The organism is Psychroserpens sp. SPM9, from assembly GCF_025153525.1.
Lineage (GTDB): Bacteria > Bacteroidota > Bacteroidia > Flavobacteriales > Flavobacteriaceae > Psychroserpens.
Genome location: NZ_JANZNR010000003.1, coordinates 498,977 through 521,723, shown reverse-complemented (window position 1 = coordinate 521,723; position 22,747 = coordinate 498,977). Strand labels below are relative to the sequence as shown.

The window sequence follows — 22,747 nt, the reverse complement described above, 5'->3', positions numbered from 1 at the left end:
AAAATAGTATCTAAAATTTTAGCAATTATTTTGCTATTGTTCATCATTTTGGTGTTGGTACTTTCTATTCCTGCTGTGCAAACCAGTTTAGGGAGATATGCTACAGATCGTATCAACGAAGACTTTGGTACTAATATTAATATTGGGAAGGTCGGACTCCAATTTAATGGGGACGTAGAGCTCAAAGAAATTTTTATTAAAGACTACAAGAAAGACACCTTAATCGCTATTGGAGAACTCAATACGTCTATTCTAAGCTTCAGTAATCTTTATAATGGGAAGCTTAATTTTGGAGATATCGATGTTATGGATTTAACATTCAATGTAAAAACCTATAAAGGCGCAACCGATACAAACCTCGATATTTTTGTTGAAAAATTTGATGAAGATAATCCGCGTAAAGAAAAAAGTGATTTTTTATTATCCTCAAGCGATGTGTCAATTTATGACGGAACTTTCAGACTTATTGACGAAAACAGAGAGACTCATAAAGTCTTAGAATTTTATGATTTAAATATCAATGCAACAAATTTTGTTATTGCTGCCAGCGATGTTAACGCACGTATTAACACACTTACATTTAAAGACAGTCGAGGTGCTTATGTAAAAAATATGGTTACCGATTTTGAGTACACCTTAGACCATATGAGTTTTAATAATTTAAGTATTAAAACCGAAAATTCACACCTTGACGGAAACATACGGTTTGATTACAATCGTGAAGATTTTAAAGATTTTGAAGACAAAGTATTGGTTTCGGCTAATTTTAAAGATTCAGAAATTTATTTGAATGACCTCAATACCTTTTACAATGAATTTGGCGTCAATCAAAAAGCAAAACTCGATGTAAATCTTTCAGGAACTCTCAACGACTTAAAAGCGCAAAACCTTAAACTCAATGCGAGTGGACGAAGTAAAATATATGGTGATATTGTTTTCAAAAACCTGTTTAGTTCTGAAGAAGGGGACTTTTCAATGAATGGGCGCTTCGATAATTTAGCTTCCAATTACTACGATTTAAGAGCCTTATTACCCAATATTTTAGGAGCATCTATTCCGTCGGTGTTTTCGAAATTAGGTGATTTCCGAATTACAGGAACCTCCTTAATTACGAACACAACTATAGATGCCGATTTAGATATTTATACCGATTTGGGACTCATTGTGTCTGATATGAAAATGACACGTGTTAATGATATTGACAATGCGAGCTATGTTGGAAATGTCGTATTTGACGAGTTCGATTTAGGTGTTTTACTTAACGATCCTAAAGTAAAAACAACGTCGTTTAATCTGGATGTTGATGGAAAAGGCTTTACACTTGATAATTTGAGCACTCAGGTTACTGGACAAATTTTTCATGTGGAATATAACGACTATAAGTATCAGAATGTTGATATTTCAGGGAAGTTAGGAAATCAGATATTCAACGGATTATTAGAATCTAAAGATGAAAATTTTAAATTTCAGTTTAATGGTTTAGCCGATTTATCTAAAGAAATTAAAGCCTTTGATTTTAAAGCTAATGTTGAATATGCCAACTTAAGAGCGCTTAATTTTATTACAAAAGATAGTATTTCGGTATTTAGAGGCAATGTAACAACCTCAATGAAAGGTGCTAGTATTGATGATGCCTTCGGAACATTAAATTTTGAAAACACCACCTACATCAATGAAAATGATGAATACTATTTTAAGGATTTTAAAATTGAGTCACAGTTTAGCGCTAACAAACGAGTTCTAACTATCAATTCGCCCGATATCATTGAAGGCACCATGAGCGGAAATTTCAAATTTAAAGATATTGGTAAACTAGTGGAAAATTCGGTTGGAAGTATCTACACCAATTATATTCCGAATGAAATTGAAACCGATCAGTATCTTGAATTTAACTTTAAAATTTACAACAAGATTGTCGAGGTCTTTTATCACGATCTAGAACTAGGTCCAAACACAACGGTTAAAGGTCGTATTGAAACCGATGAGAAACAGTTTAACCTCACATTTAATTCACCACAAATTAAACTCTTCGATTATTTTGCAAATGATATTTCAGTGCTAATCGATAATAGTAATCCGCTTTTTAATACTTATGTAGAAATTGACACACTGAGTACCAAATATTACGATGTGTCCAAGTTTAGTTTAATTAATGTAACGCAACGGGATACGCTGTTTATCAAATCTGAATTTAAAGGCGGAAAAGCAAATGCTGATGATTTTAACCTGAGCATGTATTATACGATTGATGAAGACAACAAATCGGTTGTTGGTTTTAGAAAATCGGATGTAACATTCAAAGGGAATAAGTGGGCGATTAATGAAGATAAAAACAAGAAAAATAAGATTGCGTTTACCCGAGATTTTAAAAATTTCGATATAAGCGAAATGGTTATGAATCATTTTGAAGAGCGCATCGAACTTTCAGGACAAATTATTGGCGATGCGTATAAAGATTTAAAATTAGATTTTACGGATGTAGACCTCAAAAAAATCACACCAAGAATTGACAGTTTACTCCTTGAAGGTCGCGTCAATGGAAAGCTGGATCTTCTGCAAAAAGAAGGTGTTTATCTGCCAAATTCTTCAGTAGTTATAAGTGATTTAAAAGCTAACGACTTTGAATTAGGCGAACTAAGAGCACTCGTTTCAGGAAACCAATCTTTGACCAATTATAATGTTGACGTCACGCTTAAAAATGACAATTTAAAATCACTGGATGCTAAAGGAACATTAGATGTTGATGCCAATACAATCAATCTTGATGTGGCGTTTGAAGAGTTTCTGTTAGATCCTTTAAATCCGTTTGGTGAAGGTGTTATTACTAATATTCGAGGTTTGGTTACGGGTAATGCTACAGTGACTGGAAGTCTGAAAAACCCGCAATTTAATGGTGATTTACTACTTGATAATGCCGGATTGACAATTCCGTATTTAAATATCGATTACAGTTTTGATTTTGACTCACAAGTAAAATTAGAATCTCAAAAATTCATCTTTCAGAATGTGGATATTACCGATTCTAAATACTTCTCAAAAGCGGTACTTAATGGTTATATTGGCCACCAGAATTTTTCCGATTGGAAACTCGGTTTAGAAATAGATACCAATCGTTTACTGGTGTTAGACACCGAATTTAATGAAGATGAATTGTACTACGGAACAGCTTTCGTTGATGGTAAAGCAGAAATTTCGGGCCCTACAGACGAACTTAAAATAGAATTCAACGGAAGCACTGCTCAAGGCACCATATTTAAAATTCCGTTGAGTGATTTTGAAACCTATGGTGACAATTCCTATATCCATTTTTTAAGTCCGGAAGAAAAAGAAGCCCGATTGCGAGGCGAAATCGTCAATACTACCGAAGTTAAAGGTTTAGAGTTAGAGTTCAACTTATTCGTCAACCCTTACGCCGACATAGAAATATTGATTGATAAAAATTCAGGAAGTACCATTCAAGGAAAAGGTAACGGTAACCTTTTATTCGATATTAATACGAATGGTAAATTTCAAATGTTTGGTGATTTTCAAATCGTTGAAGGAACTTACAATTTTGCTTATGCAGGATTGGTACAAAAGAAACTTACAGTACAACCTGGAGGTTATTTACGTTGGGAAGGTGATCCTCTAAAAGCCGAAGTTGGTTTAACAGCTATTTATGCAACACGCGCTAACCCTTCAGTATTACTTGATGCGCCAATAAATAGAAGTATCGACGTAGAAGTAGAAGTGAATTTGTCTGGACAACTTGAACAGCCAGATCCAGATTTTACTTTTAATTTTCCAACTGTAGATTCAAATATCAGATCAGAATTAGAATACCGATTAGAAACAAAAGAAAGCAGAACCAATCAGGCTTTATTCTTATTATCTACAGGGTCGTTTGCTAGTGAATTGAGTTTAGGACAGCAAGCCTATGGCACCATTTCTGATCGTGTAAATGCCTTTTTTAATAGCTTCTTGACTGATGAAGATGGTAAACTTAGTATTGGCGTTAATTATGAAGCAGGTACGGTAACTTCAGATTATGAAACCAGGGATGAAATCGGATTAACACTAAGCACTAAAATTAGTGATCGGGTTTTAATTAATGGTAAAGTAGGTGTCCCTATTGGTGGTGTTAACCAGACTGTGATCGCTGGTGATGTACAAATCGATGTGCTTTTAAATGACGATGGTACGCTCAAAGCTACCTTTTTTAATAGAGAAAATAGCATTCGAAATTTTGGTGAAGAAATTGGCTATACGCAAGGTGCTGGTTTAACCTATAATGTCGAGTTTGATACCTTTAAAGAACTCCTGCAAATTATCTTCTCAGGAAAAAACAAAGACAAAGACAAAAAGGAGGAAAAGAAACAAGAAGAAACTGACGTCAAAATGACTCCAGAGTTTATGAAATTCAAAACAGAAAAGGACTCAATAAGCAATTAATTTACTCGGTTTTTAACAATTTTAATCTTTTTTATTAACGAAAACGTTTGAGTTTTTAAAGACCTGTTAAATAAAGTTCAATTCCATTTTTATTGTAGTATTTGTTTACTAAGTTTACTTTTTGAAACAGAAACTACATGTCGAAAACCATAAAAAAAATAGGTGTTTTTACATCAGGAGGAGATTCTCCAGGAATGAATGCTGCCATACGATCGGTTGTTAGAACTTGTGCCTTCCATAATATTGAATGTGCCGGAATTTACAGAGGCTACGAAGGTATGATTGAAGGTGATTTTAAGGCAATGGATGCACGTAGTGTAAAAGGTATCATTAATAAAGGAGGAACGGTTCTCAAATCTGCACGATCTAAAACCTTTAGAACAGCCGAAGGCCGTAAAGAAGCCTATCAACAATTAATCGAGGCCAATATTGACGCTTTAGTAGCGATTGGTGGTGATGGAACCTTTACAGGTGCTATGATTTTCAATCAGGAATTTGATTTTCCTGTCATGGGAATTCCTGGTACGATTGATAATGATATCTTCGGAACCTCACATACTTTGGGTTATGACACTGCCTTAAATACTGTGGTGGATGCCATCGATAAAATTCGTGACACCGCTAGTTCGCATAACCGATTATTTTTTGTTGAAGTCATGGGACGAGATGCTGGTCATATTGCTTTAAATGTCGGTATTGGAGCAGGTGCTGAAGAAATTCTAATTCCTGAAGAAGATTTAGGTCTTGAACGTTTATTAGAATCTTTGCGACGTAGTAAGCAATCCGGAAAGTCTTCCAGTATTGTAGTGGTTGCAGAAGGTGATAAAATTGGTAAAAACGTATTCGAACTAAAAGATTATGTAGAAGAAAACATGATTGAATACGATGTTCGTGTCTCTGTTTTAGGCCATATGCAAAGAGGTGGGTCGCCATCGTGTTTTGATCGCGTCCTCGCTAGTAGAATGGGAGTAAAGGCGGTTGAAAGTCTGCTGGAAAATAAAACCAATTATATGGTAGGCTTATTAAATGATAAAATAGCTTTAACCCCTTTAGATAAAGCGGTCAAAGGCAAATCTGAAATAAATATGGAATTATTACGTGTGTCTGATATCATGACGACGTAATAACATTAAATTAAATACTAACAAAAAAGATATAAAAAAAGAACATATGTCAAATTTAAAATTAGGAATTAACGGTTTTGGTAGAATTGGTAGAATCGTGTTTAGAGCAACCGTAAAAAGAGAAGATGTAGATGTCGTTGCCATCAACGATTTATTAGATGTTGAGCATTTAGCATATTTACTGAAGTATGATTCAGTTCACGGAAACTTTGACGGAACAGTTGAAGTTAAAGATGGTCATTTAGTAGTCAACGGTAAAACAGTAAGAGTCACTGCCGAAAGAGATCCTAAAAACTTAAAATGGGATGAAGTTGGTGCTGATGTTGTCGCAGAATGTACAGGTATTTTTACCACTTTAGAAACGGCCGATTATCACATTCAAGCTGGTGCTAAAAAAGTAGTTATTTCAGCGCCAAGTAAAGACGCTCCTATGTTTGTTATGGGAGTTAATGACGATGAATTAACAGCAGATCATACCATTGTTTCTAATGCTTCTTGTACCACCAACTGTTTAGCTCCAATGGCAAAAATAGTTGATGATAACTTCGGATTGGAAGAAGCTTTAATGACAACAATTCACGCAAGTACAGCAACGCAATTAACAGTTGACGGACCATCACGTAAGAATTACAGATTAGGACGTTCAGCATTGTTAAATATCATTCCTTCTTCAACAGGAGCTGCAAAAGCTGTAGGGAAAGTAATTCCTAAATTAAACGGAAAATTAACAGGAATGGCATTTCGTGTGCCAACAGCCGATGTTTCCGTCGTTGATTTAACAGTACGAACCAAAGAAGCAACCTCGTTAGAAGCGATTAAAGCGGCCTTTAAAAAAGCGTCTGAAGGTTCTATGCAAGGTGTTTTAGGATATACTGAAGATGCCGTAGTCTCTCAGGACTTTGTTAGTGATGTACGCACAAGTATCTTTGATGCTGATGCTTGTATCGAGCTAAACCCTAAATTCTTTAAATTAGTATCATGGTATGATAATGAATTTGGATATTCTAATAAATTAGTTGATTTAGCCCAAAAGGTTAACGCGTTATAATAAATTATTAATCTAAAATTGGTAGTTCTTGTAACTACCAATTTTGTTTTACTCAAAACTCATGATTTTAATCACTGATGGTGGCTCAACAAAGTGCGATTGGATAGTTGTTGATAATAACGGCAAACAATTACACGAAAAAATTAGAACCAAAGGGCTTAATCCAGCTATTCTTAAGGATAAAAAATTAAAAAAAATCATCAGAAAAAGTGATGAACTCATGGCATTTAACCACGAGGTCACTCATGTGTTTTTTTATGGAGCAGGTTGCGGTACTGAAAATCCAAAACTGATGCTTACCGAAGTTCTTAAATCCATTTTTATTAATGCTGAAATAGAAGTTCATGAAGATACTATGGCTGCTGTAAGAGCAACACTGAGTCACGAAAATGAAGCGGCAGTAGTTTGTATTATGGGAACGGGTTCTAATTGTAGCTATTATGATGGGCAACGCTTACATCAACGTGTTTTATCTTTAGGGTATACGCTTATGGATGATGCCTCTGGTAATTATTACGGGAAAGAATTAATCAAAGATTACTACTATAATAAGATGCCTGAGGATATAAAAGTTGCTTTTGAACACAAATACAACCTGGATGCCGATTATATCAAGTATAATTTATACAAACAACCCAATCCCAATGCCTATTTGGCCAGTTTTGCCGAATTTATGTTTTTAAACAAAGATTCTTCCTATATCAAAAAGCTGATTTGCAAGGGGATTCGTGAATTTGCTAACCATATGATCTTTCAATATCGTGAAGAATTAAAAACAGTTCCTGTTCATTTTGCAGGTTCGATAGCATTTTTTGCTGAAACTGAAATCCGTGAAGTAGCAGAAGAACTAGGATTTAAAGTTGGTAATTTTGAAAGAAGACCAATTGAAGGTTTAGTGACTTACCATACCAATCAGCTGTAGATATAAAGCGATTAACTATCTAAATACAACTCATTTTAAGTTGTTATACTATTTATATAAAAAAGGCATTAGAAATTCTAATGCCTTTTTTTTGAATAAATGGTTGGTTAAACCTTTATCTTATCCATCCTTTTGATATGGACATTTTTGAGAACCATACTAAAACGGCACAAATGACGATAATCATTATCGGCATAATTTTACTTATACCTTCAATTTCCATCATAAGATACACTTGCTGAACGGTTGCACATAAAAAAGAAATGATAAACAGTAAATAAGCCCATTTCTTTCTAATCAAAAGTGCAATACAGGCTAGTGCGCCACAAAAAACAGCTAGTGCAAATAAGGCAGTGTACCAAGCGGGATGCTCGTACAAAAACTCTGCTTGTTGTTCTTCTGTCATCGCTGCAATCATTTCGTCGGTAGCAAAAGCTCTGGCTAAATAAGCCATAACTCCCATACCATTCCAAATTAAGGCAACAACGGCTACAATCCAAAACCACACAGGCGGTTTGGTGTTTGAATAATTTGTCATGTTTAGTAGTATTTAGTTAGTTAAACGCAACAATTTATAAAAATTAATGATATAAATTAAAAAAACTCAACTCAATTTTACGAATAACATAAAATGAAGTTGAGTTTTCAACACTAGAAAGGTGTTAATTTATTAATCTTCGACCACGTGCATCACAGGTGTTTTATTAACCCATTTTCCGTTTTTAGATTCACCAAGAATAAGAACATCTTTCGTTTGCTCATATTCTTTTATGGTACGTAACATTTGTTCTTTAGTGTCTCTGTGTAATTTAATTCCGGTATTTTTACCTTTGTTTCTTATTTCGATATAAAATCCGTCTCTGAATTTTATTGGTCTTGTTGGAGGTCTTCCCATGTATCTGTATTTGTAGTAATAGTCTTGCATATTAGTAAAAAATAACTCAATATGCAAGGCTAATTTATAATTATTCAAAATTATACCAATTATTCGCTTAAAACCAGTAATTTATATTGCTTATTCTAATTTCAGTATAGACATCTGCTATACCAAAAAGTTTTTATACTTTTAGCTGTATCATACTGTATGATTAATTATGAGAGTAAAAAAGAAAAAAAAATCTTACAAAGCATCCAATCTTCCTCCAGGAACCATTGCTTATAAAGGAAAAAAACAATCAGCAATTACTGCCATTGAGATTATAAATTACTCAAAAGATGATTGTAAAACGATCAATAGTAACTCGGTTCAGGATGCTTTCAATTTTAAAGGAAACGATCAGGTAACTTGGATTAACATAAACGGTCTCAACAATGTAGGAGATATTGAAACCTTAGGAACACATTACAAACTACACCCTTTAACCCTAGAAGATATTGTAAATACGAGTCAGCGACCTAAGCTGGAAGAGTTTGAGCATTATATGTTTGTTGTTTTTAAAATGCTCTTCATCAAAAATGATGATGAAATTCACTACGAACATTTAAGCTTGATTTTTGGAGATGATTATGTATTAACATTTCAAGAAGCCGATGGTGATGTGTTTGACGATTTGAGAGAACGTTTAAATTTAGCTAAAGGACGTATTCGCGCTCAAAGCTCAGACTATCTCATGTATTCCATCTTAGATGCTGTAGTCGATAATTATTTTACGGTTATTGAAGTTTTGGGTGACAAAGTTGAAGATTTAGAAGGTTTACTTTTTCAATCTAATCAAGCCGACGATCGTACACCTGGACAAATTCAGCAATTAAAACAAGAGATTCTCAAAATGCGTCGGTCTATTTATCCGCTAAGAGAAGTCATCAACCGTATGGAAAAAACAGATTGTGCCTTTATCGAAGAAAAAACCCATAGTTATCTGCGTGACTTGTATGACCATATCATCCAGGTGAGTGAATCTGTTGATTTATATCGTGAAATGATTTGGAGTTTAATGGATATGTACATGACTATTATAAGCAATAAAATGAATGAGATCATGAAAGTGCTTACCATTATAGCTACTATTTTTATTCCGCTAACATTCATTGCTGGCATCTATGGTATGAATTTTAAAAACATGCCCGAACTCAATACTGAAAATGGTTATTTTGTGTTGCTAGGAGTGATGTTTGTACTATTCATTCTTATGTTAATTTATTTTAGAAGAAAGCGATGGCTTTAACGTAATTTATGTTAACTCATTCCTAAAATCGTTAAAGGCTGTTAAATCCCTTGACAAATTTCAAATATCCTATAGTTTATATAGTGTAATTAATTATTAACACTAAAAAACAAACGAAATGAGTTATTTGAACATGAATGATGAAAAGTTAATCCCAGTAGTCGTAGAATTAAATACATTACTTGCCAATTACCATATCTACTATCAGAAACTTAGAAATTTTCACTGGAATGTCTTAGGCGAGAATTTTTTCGACCTTCACCAAACTTTTGAAAATTTGTACACCGATGCACGAACGAAAATTGACGAAATTGCCGAGCGTATATTAACGCTAAGATACCATCCTATGAGCAAATTGTCTGATTATCTGGAAATTTCTGAAATCAAAGAAATCTCACCGTTGCAATCTGATAAAGAGATGGTTGTTGAAGTCATTAAAGACCATAAACTCTTGTTAGCACAAATGAGTACTGTCGTTAAAAACGCCGACAATGCTGGTGACGAAGGAACCATAGATCTTATTGGCGCCTATATTAGAGAACTCGAAAAAGCAAGTTGGATGCTAGATGCATGGACTAAGAAATCTTCAGAAAAATTGAAGCAAAATATTCTGGAATCTTAATCTAATCCAAACTTTCAAACAGCATTAGCACTAATATCTTCATGATATGAGCTAAGCCTATCAGACCAATATTGTGATATTTACAGTATTGGTTTGATAGTCAAATCAAAACATCTACACACAAAAATCACTACCTAAACAAGACAAAAAATGAATGAACAAATAAATAAGGCATTTGATAATTTAACAACAAAACTGTTAGGTTGGCTGGATGCCATTATTCAAAACTTACCAAATTTAGCTTTAGCAATCATTGTGCTTATAAGTGCCTATTTTATAGCTAAGTATGTGAATAAAATCACCTATAAATTAGTGTCTAAAAAAGTACAGCAAGAATCTATTAGCAGCATTATCTCAAGAATTAGTGCTGTAATGGTCGTTTTGGTCGGACTCTTTTTGGCTCTAGGAATATTAGACCTGAGTAAAACCTTAACCTCATTAATAACTGGAGCAGGTGTTGCTGGTTTAGTGATTGGTTTAGCACTACAAGGAACGCTGTCAAATACCATTGCTGGTATTGTGATTTCTTTCCGAAAAAAAATACAAATTGGCAATTGGGTCGAAACCAATGGTTATTCTGGTGAGATTATGGATATCAACTTAAAAGATTTCACGCTTAAAGAAGCCGATAATAATCTCGTGGTGATTCCCAATAAAATGATTTTAGAAAATCCACTAAAAAATTACTCATTAACAACTAAAATGAGAGTTTTTATAGAGTGTGGCGTCGGTTATGAATCAGATCTGGAACAGGTTGAAACATTAACCAAAACAACCATCGCCAATGCATTCGAACAAGTAAAGAGTGCAGATGATGTAGAATTTTATTACACCGAATTTGGTGACAGCTCAATTAACTATTTATGCAGATTTTGGATTGATGCCGAAAACATGCTTGAAAAATTAAGGGCTAAAACCAAAGCCATTATTGAAATCAAAAAGGCTTACGATAAGGAAGCTATTAATATTCCGTTTCCAATACGAACGTTACAGTTTGGAAATAAACTGAATGTTGATTCACCGGAGCTGGAAAAAAGTTTTTCTGATAATTAAACACAAACAAAAAAAACACATTTAAACAACAAATAGTAACTCTTAAAATCTAATACAATGAAAAAGTGCACATATTTATTTATCGCCTTATTTACACTAAGTTTATTCACGACGAGTTGTAGAGAGGAAAAAACACCAGACGAAAAAGTTGAAGAAGCCATTGATAACGTCAAAGACGACATAGAAGATGCTTCAGACGATGTTAAAGATGCGGCTGAAGATCTTGAAGACGAAATTGAAGAAGCTGCTGAAGAAGCTGGTGATGACAATCATTAATAAGGAATACCTTAGAAACACCAAAGTCTCGATTTTTATCGAGGCTTTTTTGTACTTTTATTCTGAAAACAACAGCCTATGACAACGCCTAAATTCTCGAAGGACATCCTCGACTTCTTTAAAAAACTAGAAAAAAACAACGATAGAGATTGGTTTAACGACCATAAAAAAGAATTTAAAACTAACGAAGCGCAAGCAAAAGCGGCTTATAAAAGTATTAATGACGCCTTGAACAAGCATGATGTTATTGATACATTTAAACTCTTCAGAATTTACAGAGATGTACGGTTCTCTAAAAACAAATTGCCATATAAGACTCATTTTGGTGGCTCTTTCCACAGAAAAAAACCCGAATTAAGAGGTGGTTACTATGTGCATATTCAACCTAATAATGAATCGTTTATCGCCACTGGTTTCTGGGAACCCAACAAAGATGATTTATTGCGAATTCGTCGTGAGTTCGAACAAGATGATGAGACCATTCGTTCGATTATTAGTAATAAAAAATTTAAATCAATCTGGGGTGATTTTGTAGGTGACGAACTTAAAACGGCTCCAAGAGATTTTGACAAAGCACATCCTGCAATCGATTTGATTCGTAAAAAGCAATATATCTTTGTAAAAAAATACACAGATGCTCAAGTGGCCAGCGACAGCTTCATTGATGATGTTAATGCGTCTTTTAAAGCCATCAGACCCTTTTTTGATTATATGAGCGATGTGCTGACGACCAATTTAAATGGGGAATCCATTATTTAATGTCGAGAATCTTATAGGTCGACTGGTTAAACGTTATAGAATCTCCACTCGTTTTATTGTACAGCAATTCACCAATAGGAGAGGACTTTGAAATAACAAAGTAACTGTTGTTTGCTATATCCACTTTCCCGATGCTTACCGCCAGATAAAAATTAGACACATTTGTTTTCACAAGACTTCCTAAAACGACATGTGTATGTGTTGTATTGGGATTGATTCCTTTAAGCGTATCTAACATTCTATGAGCGTCACTCAGGTATTGTGCATTTTTTTCTAAGTCATTAAAAAGCTTTCCGTTGCCCGAATCATCGCCATCATCATCGCTTTTGTCATTATTATCAATAGCATCTTTAATGGTTTCAATTTCATCTTTATAATTAGCAATGCGTTTGTTTACATAACTAAAACAAACCTCTAAAAGCTGAGATTTTAAAGCACTCATATGGCTTTGGCAAGTGGTTGAGAAAACAATTGAACATTACTCACCAGACGTTCTTTAACAATGGTCATCATACGTTTGTTTAAAGCCGAAGAGTTTTGAATATACAACTCGTATTCTTCAACCGTAAACTGCCCTATAATCATTCCTTTTACTGAATTTCTAAACTTCATATCCTTATGAATCGCATTTTCGATATAGGCGAGTTGTTTCGGTACCGATAAGTCGTAAAACACATTTTTATGTTTTGAAATATAGTTTCTAAACACAACAATCAACAAGTGATTTTGCATTTTTATAATTGGTCGTAAGGTCGCATTTTGAAAACATTCGTCAACACTCATCTGTTCATTGACTAGAGCTGAAGCTATCGTCGGACGTATGGATTTGAGATTGGTAGATCGATCATTCATGGCTTTAGTTTGTGTTATAATAGTTAATAACTCTTACTAAAATAGAAATAATGTCTTCGTGTTTAGTGACCTCTTTTTTATGTTGTCAACGGTCTTATTAACAAATTTGAGAATAGTGATAAGTCTATAGATTTTTCTAATACCATATCGTTTTATTTCGGAAATGAAAAAACTACCTTTGGTAAAAACAAGTAAATGAAATTTGGAAGCGTTGATAATCCGCAAGATTTAGATCTAAGTTTGCCTCAAGATCACATAGATACGGCCAGAACACTTAATCAAGTTAAAGACGACAATACTCCTGAGATTTATGTAGGTTGTGCCAAGTGGAATAAAGCCGACTTAAAAGGGTTTTATCCAAGAGGCACCAAAGATGAATTGGCGTATTATTCTAACCAATTTAATGCTATCGAGCTGAATGCTACTTTTTATCGAATTTTCCCTGCCGAACAATTTTCAAAATGGTACGATAAAACACCCAAAGGATTTAAGTTTTTTCCGAAGCTGAGTCAAGAAATAAGTCATTGGAAACGTCTCAAAGAGGTTCAGGCGGTGGTTGATCACTATTTAAGTAATGCCGTTCATCTGAAGGAAAAACTCGGGACTGTTTTTCTGCAACTACATTCTAACTTTGCGCCTAAAGATTTTGATAGAGTCGTGCACTTTATCGAACATTGGCCAAAAGCTATTCCGCTGGCTGTAGAATTCAGACACACCAATTGGTATAATGATGAAGCAGTCGCCAACCAATTATACAATCTGTTTGAGCAGCATAATATAGCGAATGTGATTGTTGATACTGCCGGACGACGTGATTTAATGCATATGCGACTCACTAATCCAACAGCATTTGTTAGGTATGTTGGCGCGAATCATGAGAGTGATTATTCCAGACTTGACGAATGGGTTGTGCGGTTAAAAGAGTGGCAGGAGCAAGGCATCAAGGAAATAGATTTCTTTATTCATCAGAATATTGAGAAAGAATCCCCGTTGTTATCGGCCTATTTTATTAAAAAACTAAACACCGAATTGGGTTGTCAATTAACCATTCCTAATGAGGATTCTAACACCTTGTTTTAGTTTTCAGTACAGAGGACAATATTATAATATAAGTAAAAACAATAAAATTAATGAGATTTCATACACGTAAATGGGTTAAACCCGAAGATTTAAATCCGAATCAAACCTTATTTGGAGGCCAGCTTTTAGCATGGATCGATGAAGAAGCAGCATTGTATACTATTATTCAATTAGAGAATTCTAAAATTGTAACCAAATACATTTCAGAAATCAATTTTATGGCTTCTGCCAAGCAAGGAGACATTGTTGAAATCGGAATTGAAGTTGTCAAATTTGGAAAATCCTCATTGACCTTAAAATGTGAGGCTCGAAATAAAATGACCAGAGAGACAATATTAACGGTCGATAATATTATTATGGTCAACTTAGGAGCCGATGGCCTTCCTGCACCTCACGGAAAAACAGAAGTCGAATTTGTAAAAGATCGACTAAGTGACTAAGACGGCTTAAAACCTGGTGTTAATTCGAAAATCTCGAGATCAAAATAAGGGACTGCAGCGAGGGCATGATCAAATATATCAGACATAATATATTCGTAATTTTCCCAGCGTTTATCACTACTAAAACAGTAAATTTCTAAAGGCAAGCCCTGAGGTGTAGGTTCCAGCTGGCGTACCATAATAAACATCTCTTTATTGATAGCCGAATGGTTTTCAATATAGGTTTGTAAGTACTTTCTAAACACGCCTAAATTGGTCATATTACGACCATTAATCAAGATGTCCTTGTCAATATTCTGGTTTTGATTAAACGAATTAATATCCTTTTGACGGGTTTCTATATAATTTGTAATCAGCTGAATTTTCTTGAACGTTTCGATACGATCTTCAGTAAGGTATTTAATACTGGAAGCTTTCAGAATAATAGAACGTTTGATACGTCGGCCACCAGAAGATTGCATACCTCTCCAGTTTTTATACGAATCTGAAATTAAGGCAAAGGTCGGAATGTTGGTAATGGTCATGTCGAAATTCTGAACCTGAACCGTAGACAGGTTTATTTCAATCACTTCTCCATCGGCACCATACTTTTCCATAGTAATCCAATCACCTATACGCACACTATCATTAATAGCGACTTGAATACTCGCTACAAAGCCTAAAATAGTATCCTTAAAAATCAGTAATAAAATGGCTGAAGCAGCTCCTAAAGTGGTAAAGAATTTTAAGAACGAAAGATTAATTAAAATCGCCAAAATGGAAGCGATACCAATAATCCAGATAAACAGCATCACTACTTGAATATAACTATCAATAGGTTTATCTCTTAATCTTGGTAGCGTTTTAAAGTACGATTCAAAAGTCTTTAAAACACTACGAATAATCCATATAGTCAAAAAAATGGCATACACTTTAACCAACATCAAGATGTAGGTTTCAAAATGCGGAAAGTCAAAAAATACAATCGGAAATAACTTGATGGTTAATACCAATGGCACCAAATGAGCAATACGTCTTGGTGCCCGATGATTGACCAGCAAGTCATCAAAGTTAGTTTTGGTTTGTTCAGAAAAACGGCTCGAAAAATTGATGATTAATCGTCTTGTAATGCGATCGGCTATAAAGATGATTATAATCAATATCAGCAACAAGCAAATCATATTGAAGTACTTAGCGGAAAGCTCTGAAACGCCAATAGAAACGAAGTAATCGTAGAAAAAACATTGAATTTTTTCCATTATTTATTCGGCTTTAAATATTTTTTTTCAACATAAAAGGTTCCAAACGGAATGATAGAAGCCAGAATCACAAAGGCTTGCGTTTTGGCATTCCATTTAAGTTCTTGACCTACTATGATTGCCAGAACAATGTAAATAAGAAATAAAATACCATGTGGCATTCCTAATAATTTTACATAAGTATCATCCTCTGTAAGGAGTTTGTAGGGCGAAGCAATAAATAACAATAATATATAAGATACACCTTCTAAAAGCGCTATAATCCTAAAGCAATTTAACAGTGAAAACATAATCAACTAATTTGCTGCAAAAGTACTTTAAGCAAAGTAGATTATCTAGTATTTTACCACATTTTTAACGTGTATTGTGTTGCTGTCTTTCGTCATAATTTTAACCACATACAGGCCTGTTTCTAATGCCGAAAGCGCTACTGTTTCATGAGTGTTAATACGATTCGATTGGTGTACAAGTTTCCCATCTATACTATAAATTTCTAAGCGGAGTTCTTGCTGAAGCTGATTTTTAATGTGCAATTCATTTTCAAAAGGTACCGGATAGATTGTAATGCTGTTTTGCTGTTCAACAGTTGTTACATCTAAAGTGCCTTCAAAATAATCTAATGCTAAATCAAAAGCTTCATTTCCAATTTTGTTTCCTATAATACGACCTTTGATATCGTCAACGGGTGGATGGATTCCTCCCCAAATTCGAGATAAACTTGTTTGGTCTGAAGCATCGCGATACGTAGCCCATTGTAAGGTCATATTTTCTGTAGGTCCCACTTCAAAGACTAAAAAGTTATTCTGTTCGATATCAAAAGTCCCCATGCCTCCTGGAAAAAACGGATCTCCTGTAAGACGTGTTAATACTTCCGCAGCTGCTCGAGAAAAGGTTGAGTGACCCGATAAATAACCTGCAAATGGAGGTGTTACAAAGGTACCGCGTTGATAGGGCCACCAATGTGTACCAATAATCCAATCTACACCTGCAGTATCGGTTGTTGGGTCTGAAATAAAATCGGGACCTTTCCATGCCTTAATCTTAATCCGATCTACATTCTCACCACTATCACCTCGAAGCGGATCGGTATCACCAATCAATTCTATAAATCCGTCAATTAAGGGCAAGCCATGCGGATCATAACTTGGTAATGACGCATTGGTACTTTGGCCTTTTCCAGCCATATAACGAATGGCAGATATTGGTCGTAAATAATCATAATACCCTTTAATTCCCCAAGTGTTTATTGCCGAATCGTGCATGGCACCTCCAAGTGCTAAATAAGCTTTTACGTCCCATTCTAAATCACTTACAATAGGACCTTGACCTGCAATTCGCTTTTCAATAGATGGATGGTCGCTCACATAGTTTAATAAAGTAAACCAATGGCCTGGTGGCGTTTCGGAGTCTGGACCATCTGCCCAAAATTCAGCTAACACACGCGCATAATCTGAACGCTTGACTACATTAGGTACATAAGGTAAATTGGTTTCCGGATTCAAGAGATGACCTGTACTGGCATCACCACCATTGGTGAAATCATAAAATGCCTGATACTCTTCAAAAGTTTCTGGGTAATTGGCTAAATCGTAATTTCCAATGGCTCCAGGAGAAATATCAATCATCGTTGGATCATTAGGATCTAAATGTGCCGACCATGAGGCTACCAAAGCAAAGTTCCATTTGTAAGGATCATCGATACCATCTTCATTAGAGTTCTGGATGTATGCTGGAGGACCTGGATCGTTATACACATAACTATCAAATCCGTTATTTAAAATTTGTAAATCTTCTACCGACAATGAAAATGGTGTAACGGCTCCCCATTCTGGACTCAAAAACGAAGGCGTATTTGCAGGGAATTCGTTGCCGCTTTGATCTACAAATACATCAAAAGCTAAAGGTTGCCAGCGGTTAGGGTTAATATCATTGGTTTCGTAGTAGTTTTCTAAAATTAATGGCGGATTTGCAGGTACGTAAAAAGCATTCGCATATCCAAATTGCTCATTGGAGTTATCTTGTAAACCAAAAGCGATAATTTGACTGGCCAGATAATTCCCCAGTGCCGCATAAGAACCAGTACTATAATTGGTTGAAGAAAAATTAGTATCATACCCAAAACTTGTAAAAAGATCTGTAATCTCTTGCTCAATTTCGGTGGCACCTGGTGACTGCTCAAATCTGTGATTTAGCAATCGGTACATGGCATAACTTATAATTTCGTGTCGGGCTGCATCAACATCAGTAGGCGTAGTAATACCTGTAAATTCACAATCATAACCGCCGAAGGTTTTACCTAAAAATACAGTTTCGGCTTGGGTGTCAAACAGTGCCCAAGCATCGTACATAATTACCGACGAATGAAACAAGTTTCGTGCGTGTACTGTTGGTCTTGCAAAATCTGATCTAACAGCATCTAAAAGTACTTCGTTCCATTGACGTGCTATGGAAGGTTGTGCAAATGCTGACAAAGACAGCAAAAACGTTAAAAAGAGAAGTGTAATTTTTTTCATTGGAAATCAGCAAGTTAAAATTATACCTACCAAAAGTAGAAAACTTTTCTGATTGTCAAAACAAAGTCTTTGATATATCGATTAAATGATTCTTGTTACTGTTGACCTGATTCGCTATACATCAAAAAAAAGACTACCACATTTGTGATAGTCTTTCATGGATTAATTAACCATATATAGGTCAAGTTAACTATTTATCGGCAGCCATCATCGCAAAGAATTTATCGATATTTGGTAAAATAACGATACGTGTTCTACGGTTTTTGGCTCTGTTCTCTTTAGTATCATTGTCTGTTAGCGGCTGATAAAAACTACGTCCAGCAGCAATTAACTGTTCTGGAGCAACATTGTAATCATTTTGTAATTTTTTAACAACGGCGGTAGCACGCAATACGCTTAAATCCCAGTTGTCTTTTATTGCAGCATTGCTTTTCATTAACTTGTTATCGGTATGACCTTCAACCATAACGTCTAAGCTTTCTTCAGAATTGATCACATTCGCAATCTTTTGTAAAATATCATTGGCCTTGTCGCTAATTTTATAGCTTCCAGAGTTGAATAACATCTTATCAGAAATAGAAATCATGACTACCGTTTCTTCAATATTGATAGCGATATCTTCATCTTCTTCAATGTTTTCCATAGAAGATTTTAAGTTAAACTGCATCGCTAAATTCATAGAATCTTTTAGCGTTTTTGCAGTTGCCATATAAGCTGGCGGCACATTTTTAAGAGACTCGCGCATGGCTTCTTTCTGATTTTCAGAAATCACAACACCATCAACAGATACGAGTTTGGCATTATTGTCTTCGGTGAGTTCATTTATTTTAGAATTGTAGCTGTCTACACGCTCTTGAATTCGTGCAAATTTGGTTTCTAATTCTTCCTTTTCAACTTTAGTTTTAGTTAATTCACTTTTCAATTCACCATTATCTTGTTCTAAGGCTAAGTATTTCTTTTTTGAAACACAGGCTGTTAAAAATAATGCTGATAATATTAGTACTGAAATTCGTTTCATAATCTTTTAATTAGTGTTTTTGGTTTACGTTTATATCTACGAGGTAAAATCGGTTTCGGACTTTCATCCTCTTTAATTTTATTAACGATACAATGTTAATTACTGAAAATCATCTGTTAAGCGATTGCCTTAAAATTAGAAGGTTTTCATTTTTTCTTTTCGTTTCTGAAGCTGACGCAATAATTCGTTTGCCGTTTCTGAAACAGCCTCCTGAAAATTATCATGGGACGATTCAGCAAATAGGCGAGGACCTGGAGCGCTTAACCTAATACCACAAATTTTTCCCGTAGCATCGCTGGTTGTATTTTCAGTTTTAAAAAACACATCAGCTCTAATAACAAAGTCATAGCGTTTAAAGATAGGTTCCAATTTTTCTTTTGTAAATGTTTCTAAAGTAGCACTTGCAGAAACATCGTGATATTCATAATTAATAGTCATAATTTGTATTTTAAATGAGTAGAATAAATACGATTCATTTATTCTTTATGCTAACAAAGTACTATTGTAGATTAAATCACAATGACTGTATCCTTAGTAATATTACCTCATATGCTATGAGACTTAAAATTTTGTGAAATGCGCATGTTTTGAGCTACGTTTGATTAATTTTAAGCATTAAATCACACGAAACTATCTAACTCATGAAAAAATTAGGGCTATTTGCTTTGGCATTACTTTTTTGCGTAATGCCAATGTCTCTACAATCACAATCCAAACGTAAAAAGAAAAAAGACCAAAAAACTGAAGCTGCTACTCCTGTTCCAAGTAAAAACCAGGGCAAAATTAAACCTTATGATAAGGTGATTACTAAAGACGCCGTTACCGATGATGGCTTGTTTAAAGTCCATAAAGTAGGAGAGAAGTACTTTTTTGAAATTCCTCACACCCATTTAGGAAAAGACATGCTTCTGGTGAGCCGTATTGCTAAACTACCAGCAAATTTAGGTGGTGGTTACATTAATGCAGGTTCTAAAACTGGAGAGCGCCTCGTGGCCTGGGAACGTTTTAATGACAAGGTTTTGATTAAAGAACGCTCTTACAATTCGGTGGCCGATGACGAATTACCGATTAGTATTTCAGTAAAATCAAACAATTACGAACCAACATTATTTGCCTTTGATATTGCAGCTTTTAGTAAAGATTCTTCTGCTGTGGTTGTTGATGTGACTAAGTTTTATAGTACAGATGTCAAAGCGATTAGCGGACTTCAGAGTCGGTTACGAACCACCTATAAAGTCCGTAACCTAGACGCCTCACGCAGTTTTATAAACTCAATGAAAAGTTTTCCGTTGAATATTGAAGTTGTACAAGATATGACCTATAATGCATCTCAGCCACCTTCGGCACGTTCGGCAGAAACGATTAGTTTGCAAATGAATCAATCGATGATTTTACTCCCTGAAGAACCAATGCAACCACGTTTTGCAGATGAGCGTGTAGGTTGGTTTACCATGAGTCAGATTGACTACGGTAGTGAAAAACTAAAGGCCGATAGAAAGACTTATATTCGTCGCTGGAAATTAGAACCTAAAGATCCAGCAGCCTATGCCAGAGGCGAATTGGTAGAGCCCGTTAAACCTATTGTTTACTACTTAGATCCTGCGACTCCAGAAAGTTTACGAAAATATATCAAAGAAGGTATTGAATTATGGCAAGGTCCTTTTGAAAGTGCCGGATTTAAAAATGCGATTATAGCAAAATATCCGCCAAGCAAAGAAGAAGACCCTGATTTTAGTCCGGAAGACATTCGTTATTCAGTCGTACGCTATGTAGCAAGTGAAACCCGAAATGCCATGGGACCAAGCGTTTCTGATCCCAGAAGTGGTGAGATTATTGAAAGTGATATCATTTGGTATCACAACCATTTACGTTCGTACAGAAACCGCTATTTACTTGAAACGGGAGCGGCAAATCCCTCCGCAAGAACCTTAAATACTTCAGAAGCAGAGATAGGCGAGATGATGAAAATGGTTATTGCTCACGAGGTTGGCCATGCGCTTGGTTTACCCCATAATATGAGTGCGAGTAAAGCTTATGATGTTGAAAGTTACAGAAATGGCGCTTTTACACAAGAATTTGGGATTGCTTCAACAATTATGGACTATGCGCGCTACAATTATATTGCGCAACCTGGTGATGAAAACATACGATTTATTCGTCAAATCGGACCCTATGATCACTATGCGATAGAATGGGGTTACCGACAAATTCCAGGCGCCACATCGGCAGAAGCTGAGCAAAAAACCTTAGACAAGTGGATTATGGATAAAGCAGGAGATCCTAAATATGTCTTCGGAAAGCAGAGTAGTAGGTTTGACCCAACCTCACAGACTGAAGATATTGGAAATGATGCGATTAAAGCCTCAAATTATGCTCTGAAAAACTTAAAATATGTGGCGCTTAATTTACCAAAATGGACCAGTGATGAAACCAATAATTATGAAGATTTAGAAGAGTTATATGGCGAATTATTAGGCTGTTATAATCGCTATGTAGGTCATGTTCTTGGTAATGTAGGCGGTGTTGAAGAATATTTAACCACACCAAGACAAGGCGGTATTGCTTACACCACAGTACCAAAAGCAAAACAACAGGCATCCTTGCAATGGTTGCACAAAAATGCTTTTGAAACGCCAAATTGGCTGGTAGACAAAACCTTGCTTCAAAATATTGATTACGCAGGTTATACTGAGCGTTTGAGACGTTTACAAAGCCGCTATTTAAATGCTTTATTGAGTTTTGACCGTTTAGGACGCTTAATAGATCATCATACTATTGATGCGACCAACTACAGTGCGTTAACGATGCTTCAGGAGTTACGAAAAGGCATTTGGAGTGAAGTTAACTTTACCAAAAACGTAGATGTATACCGTCGTAATTTGCAACGTGCTTATGTAGACCGAATGGCTTATTTGATGACAGAAGAGATCAATCCGCAACGAACCAACCAATATTTTGACGTTTCACAGTCTGATATAAGAGCCTTAGTTCGTGGTGAATTAAACACTTTAAAACGTCAAGTCGCTGCCGCAGGCAACAGAGCTGTAAATACAGAAACGAAATACCATTACAGAGATATTGTGAAACGTATTGAAACGATTTTAGACCCGAAATAATACGATTGAAACTTTTTTTATTTCAGTTATATAAAGCACCTTTTAGTACTTATTAAAAGGTGTTTTTTTATTGTCATAACATTAAGCTAT

The 22,747-nt window shown here is 35.1% G+C and carries 21 protein-coding genes; 12 read left to right on the top strand and 9 right to left on the bottom strand.

Annotated features, from left to right (window positions below; all coding sequences use genetic code 11):
* Window positions 1-30: 30 nt before the first annotated feature.
* The 4 genes from N4270_RS08705 to N4270_RS08690 all read left to right on the top strand — a co-directional run bounded on the left by N4270_RS08705 (window position 31) and on the right by N4270_RS08690 (window position 7,525).
* The gene (locus N4270_RS08705) at window positions 31-4,431 is read left to right on the top strand and encodes a translocation/assembly module TamB (protein ID WP_260096637.1); all 4,401 of its coding nucleotides are present in this window, start codon (window positions 31-33) and stop codon (window positions 4,429-4,431) included.
* 137 nt (window positions 4,432-4,568) lie between these two features.
* Window positions 4,569-5,555, top strand: a complete 987-nt coding sequence (gene pfkA, locus N4270_RS08700) for a 6-phosphofructokinase (RefSeq protein WP_260096636.1) — start codon at window positions 4,569-4,571, stop codon at window positions 5,553-5,555.
* A gap of 46 nt (window positions 5,556-5,601) precedes the next feature.
* Complete coding sequence (gene gap / locus N4270_RS08695) at window positions 5,602-6,603, top strand: type I glyceraldehyde-3-phosphate dehydrogenase (RefSeq protein ID WP_260096635.1); 1,002 nt, start codon at window positions 5,602-5,604, stop codon at window positions 6,601-6,603.
* A 61-nt stretch (window positions 6,604-6,664) separates the two neighbouring features.
* Window positions 6,665-7,525: an N-acetylglucosamine kinase gene (locus N4270_RS08690; protein ID WP_260096634.1), complete on the top strand. Its 861-nt coding sequence runs from the start codon at window positions 6,665-6,667 to the stop codon at window positions 7,523-7,525.
* Window positions 7,526-7,640: 115 nt separating this feature from the next.
* Here the strand turns inward: N4270_RS08690 and N4270_RS08685 are convergent, their stop codons facing one another.
* Window positions 7,641-8,063, bottom strand: a complete 423-nt coding sequence (locus N4270_RS08685) for a hypothetical protein (RefSeq protein WP_260096633.1) — start codon at window positions 8,061-8,063, stop codon at window positions 7,641-7,643.
* A gap of 132 nt (window positions 8,064-8,195) precedes the next feature.
* Window positions 8,196-8,498, bottom strand: a complete 303-nt coding sequence (locus tag N4270_RS08680) for a hypothetical protein (RefSeq protein WP_367399957.1) — start codon at window positions 8,496-8,498, stop codon at window positions 8,196-8,198.
* Window positions 8,499-8,619: 121 nt separating this feature from the next.
* Between N4270_RS08680 and corA the strand changes: the two genes are divergently transcribed.
* The 5 genes from corA to N4270_RS08655 all read left to right on the top strand — a co-directional run bounded on the left by corA (window position 8,620) and on the right by N4270_RS08655 (window position 12,400).
* Entirely contained in the window at window positions 8,620-9,690 is a 1,071-nt protein-coding gene (corA, locus tag N4270_RS08675; RefSeq protein WP_260096632.1) for a magnesium/cobalt transporter CorA, read from the top strand.
* 118 nt (window positions 9,691-9,808) lie between these two features.
* Complete coding sequence (locus N4270_RS08670) at window positions 9,809-10,312, top strand: Dps family protein (RefSeq protein WP_260096631.1); 504 nt, start codon at window positions 9,809-9,811, stop codon at window positions 10,310-10,312.
* A 150-nt stretch (window positions 10,313-10,462) separates the two neighbouring features.
* Window positions 10,463-11,365, top strand: a complete 903-nt coding sequence (locus N4270_RS08665) for a mechanosensitive ion channel family protein (protein ID WP_260096630.1) — start codon at window positions 10,463-10,465, stop codon at window positions 11,363-11,365.
* 57 nt (window positions 11,366-11,422) lie between these two features.
* Window positions 11,423-11,641 carry a hypothetical protein gene (locus N4270_RS08660; RefSeq protein WP_260096629.1) on the top strand — a complete coding sequence of 73 codons (219 nt, stop codon included), beginning with the start codon at window positions 11,423-11,425 and terminating at the stop codon, window positions 11,639-11,641.
* Window positions 11,642-11,719: 78 nt separating this feature from the next.
* The gene (locus N4270_RS08655; RefSeq protein ID WP_260096628.1) at window positions 11,720-12,400 is read left to right on the top strand and encodes a DUF2461 domain-containing protein; all 681 of its coding nucleotides are present in this window, start codon (window positions 11,720-11,722) and stop codon (window positions 12,398-12,400) included.
* Here N4270_RS08655 and N4270_RS08650 read toward each other — a convergent pair.
* Together N4270_RS08650 and N4270_RS08645 are read right to left on the bottom strand one after the other, a co-directional pair.
* The gene (locus N4270_RS08650) at window positions 12,393-12,842 is read right to left on the bottom strand and encodes a hypothetical protein (RefSeq protein WP_260096627.1); all 450 of its coding nucleotides are present in this window, start codon (window positions 12,840-12,842) and stop codon (window positions 12,393-12,395) included. The genes N4270_RS08655 and N4270_RS08650 overlap by 8 nt on opposite strands.
* Window positions 12,839-13,252: a glyoxalase gene (locus tag N4270_RS08645; protein ID WP_260096626.1), complete on the bottom strand. Its 414-nt coding sequence runs from the start codon at window positions 13,250-13,252 to the stop codon at window positions 12,839-12,841. Before N4270_RS08645 ends, N4270_RS08650 begins: the two co-directional genes overlap by 4 nt.
* Before the next feature lie 195 nt (window positions 13,253-13,447).
* On the opposite strand from N4270_RS08645, the gene N4270_RS08640 reads away from it, so the two are divergent.
* Complete coding sequence (locus tag N4270_RS08640; protein ID WP_260096625.1) at window positions 13,448-14,332, top strand: DUF72 domain-containing protein; 885 nt, start codon at window positions 13,448-13,450, stop codon at window positions 14,330-14,332.
* A 50-nt stretch (window positions 14,333-14,382) separates the two neighbouring features.
* Window positions 14,383-14,772 carry an acyl-CoA thioesterase gene (locus tag N4270_RS08635; protein WP_260096624.1) on the top strand — a complete coding sequence of 130 codons (390 nt, stop codon included), beginning with the start codon at window positions 14,383-14,385 and terminating at the stop codon, window positions 14,770-14,772.
* On the opposite strand, the gene N4270_RS08630 is transcribed toward N4270_RS08635, so the two are convergent.
* The 5 genes from N4270_RS08630 to raiA form a co-directional block, all read right to left on the bottom strand.
* The gene (locus N4270_RS08630; RefSeq protein WP_260096623.1) at window positions 14,769-16,010 is read right to left on the bottom strand and encodes a mechanosensitive ion channel family protein; all 1,242 of its coding nucleotides are present in this window, start codon (window positions 16,008-16,010) and stop codon (window positions 14,769-14,771) included. The genes N4270_RS08635 and N4270_RS08630 overlap by 4 nt on opposite strands.
* Window positions 16,010-16,300 carry a DUF3817 domain-containing protein gene (locus tag N4270_RS08625; protein WP_260096622.1) on the bottom strand — a complete coding sequence of 97 codons (291 nt, stop codon included), beginning with the start codon at window positions 16,298-16,300 and terminating at the stop codon, window positions 16,010-16,012. Before N4270_RS08625 ends, N4270_RS08630 begins: the two co-directional genes overlap by 1 nt.
* 45 nt (window positions 16,301-16,345) lie before the next feature.
* The gene (locus N4270_RS08620) at window positions 16,346-18,523 is read right to left on the bottom strand and encodes a T9SS type A sorting domain-containing protein (RefSeq protein ID WP_260096621.1); all 2,178 of its coding nucleotides are present in this window, start codon (window positions 18,521-18,523) and stop codon (window positions 16,346-16,348) included.
* Window positions 18,524-18,713: 190 nt separating this feature from the next.
* Complete coding sequence (locus N4270_RS08615; protein WP_260096620.1) at window positions 18,714-19,541, bottom strand: OmpA family protein; 828 nt, start codon at window positions 19,539-19,541, stop codon at window positions 18,714-18,716.
* Window positions 19,542-19,676: 135 nt separating this feature from the next.
* A complete protein-coding gene (gene raiA / locus N4270_RS08610; RefSeq protein ID WP_260096619.1) occupies window positions 19,677-19,979 on the bottom strand; it encodes a ribosome-associated translation inhibitor RaiA in 303 nt (100 codons plus the stop codon).
* A gap of 203 nt (window positions 19,980-20,182) precedes the next feature.
* Here raiA and N4270_RS08605 point away from each other — a divergent pair, with 203 nt between their 5' ends.
* Window positions 20,183-22,657, top strand: coding sequence for a zinc-dependent metalloprotease (locus N4270_RS08605; RefSeq protein WP_260096618.1), 2,475 nt, complete (start codon window positions 20,183-20,185; stop codon window positions 22,655-22,657).
* Window positions 22,658-22,747 lie beyond the last annotated feature (90 nt).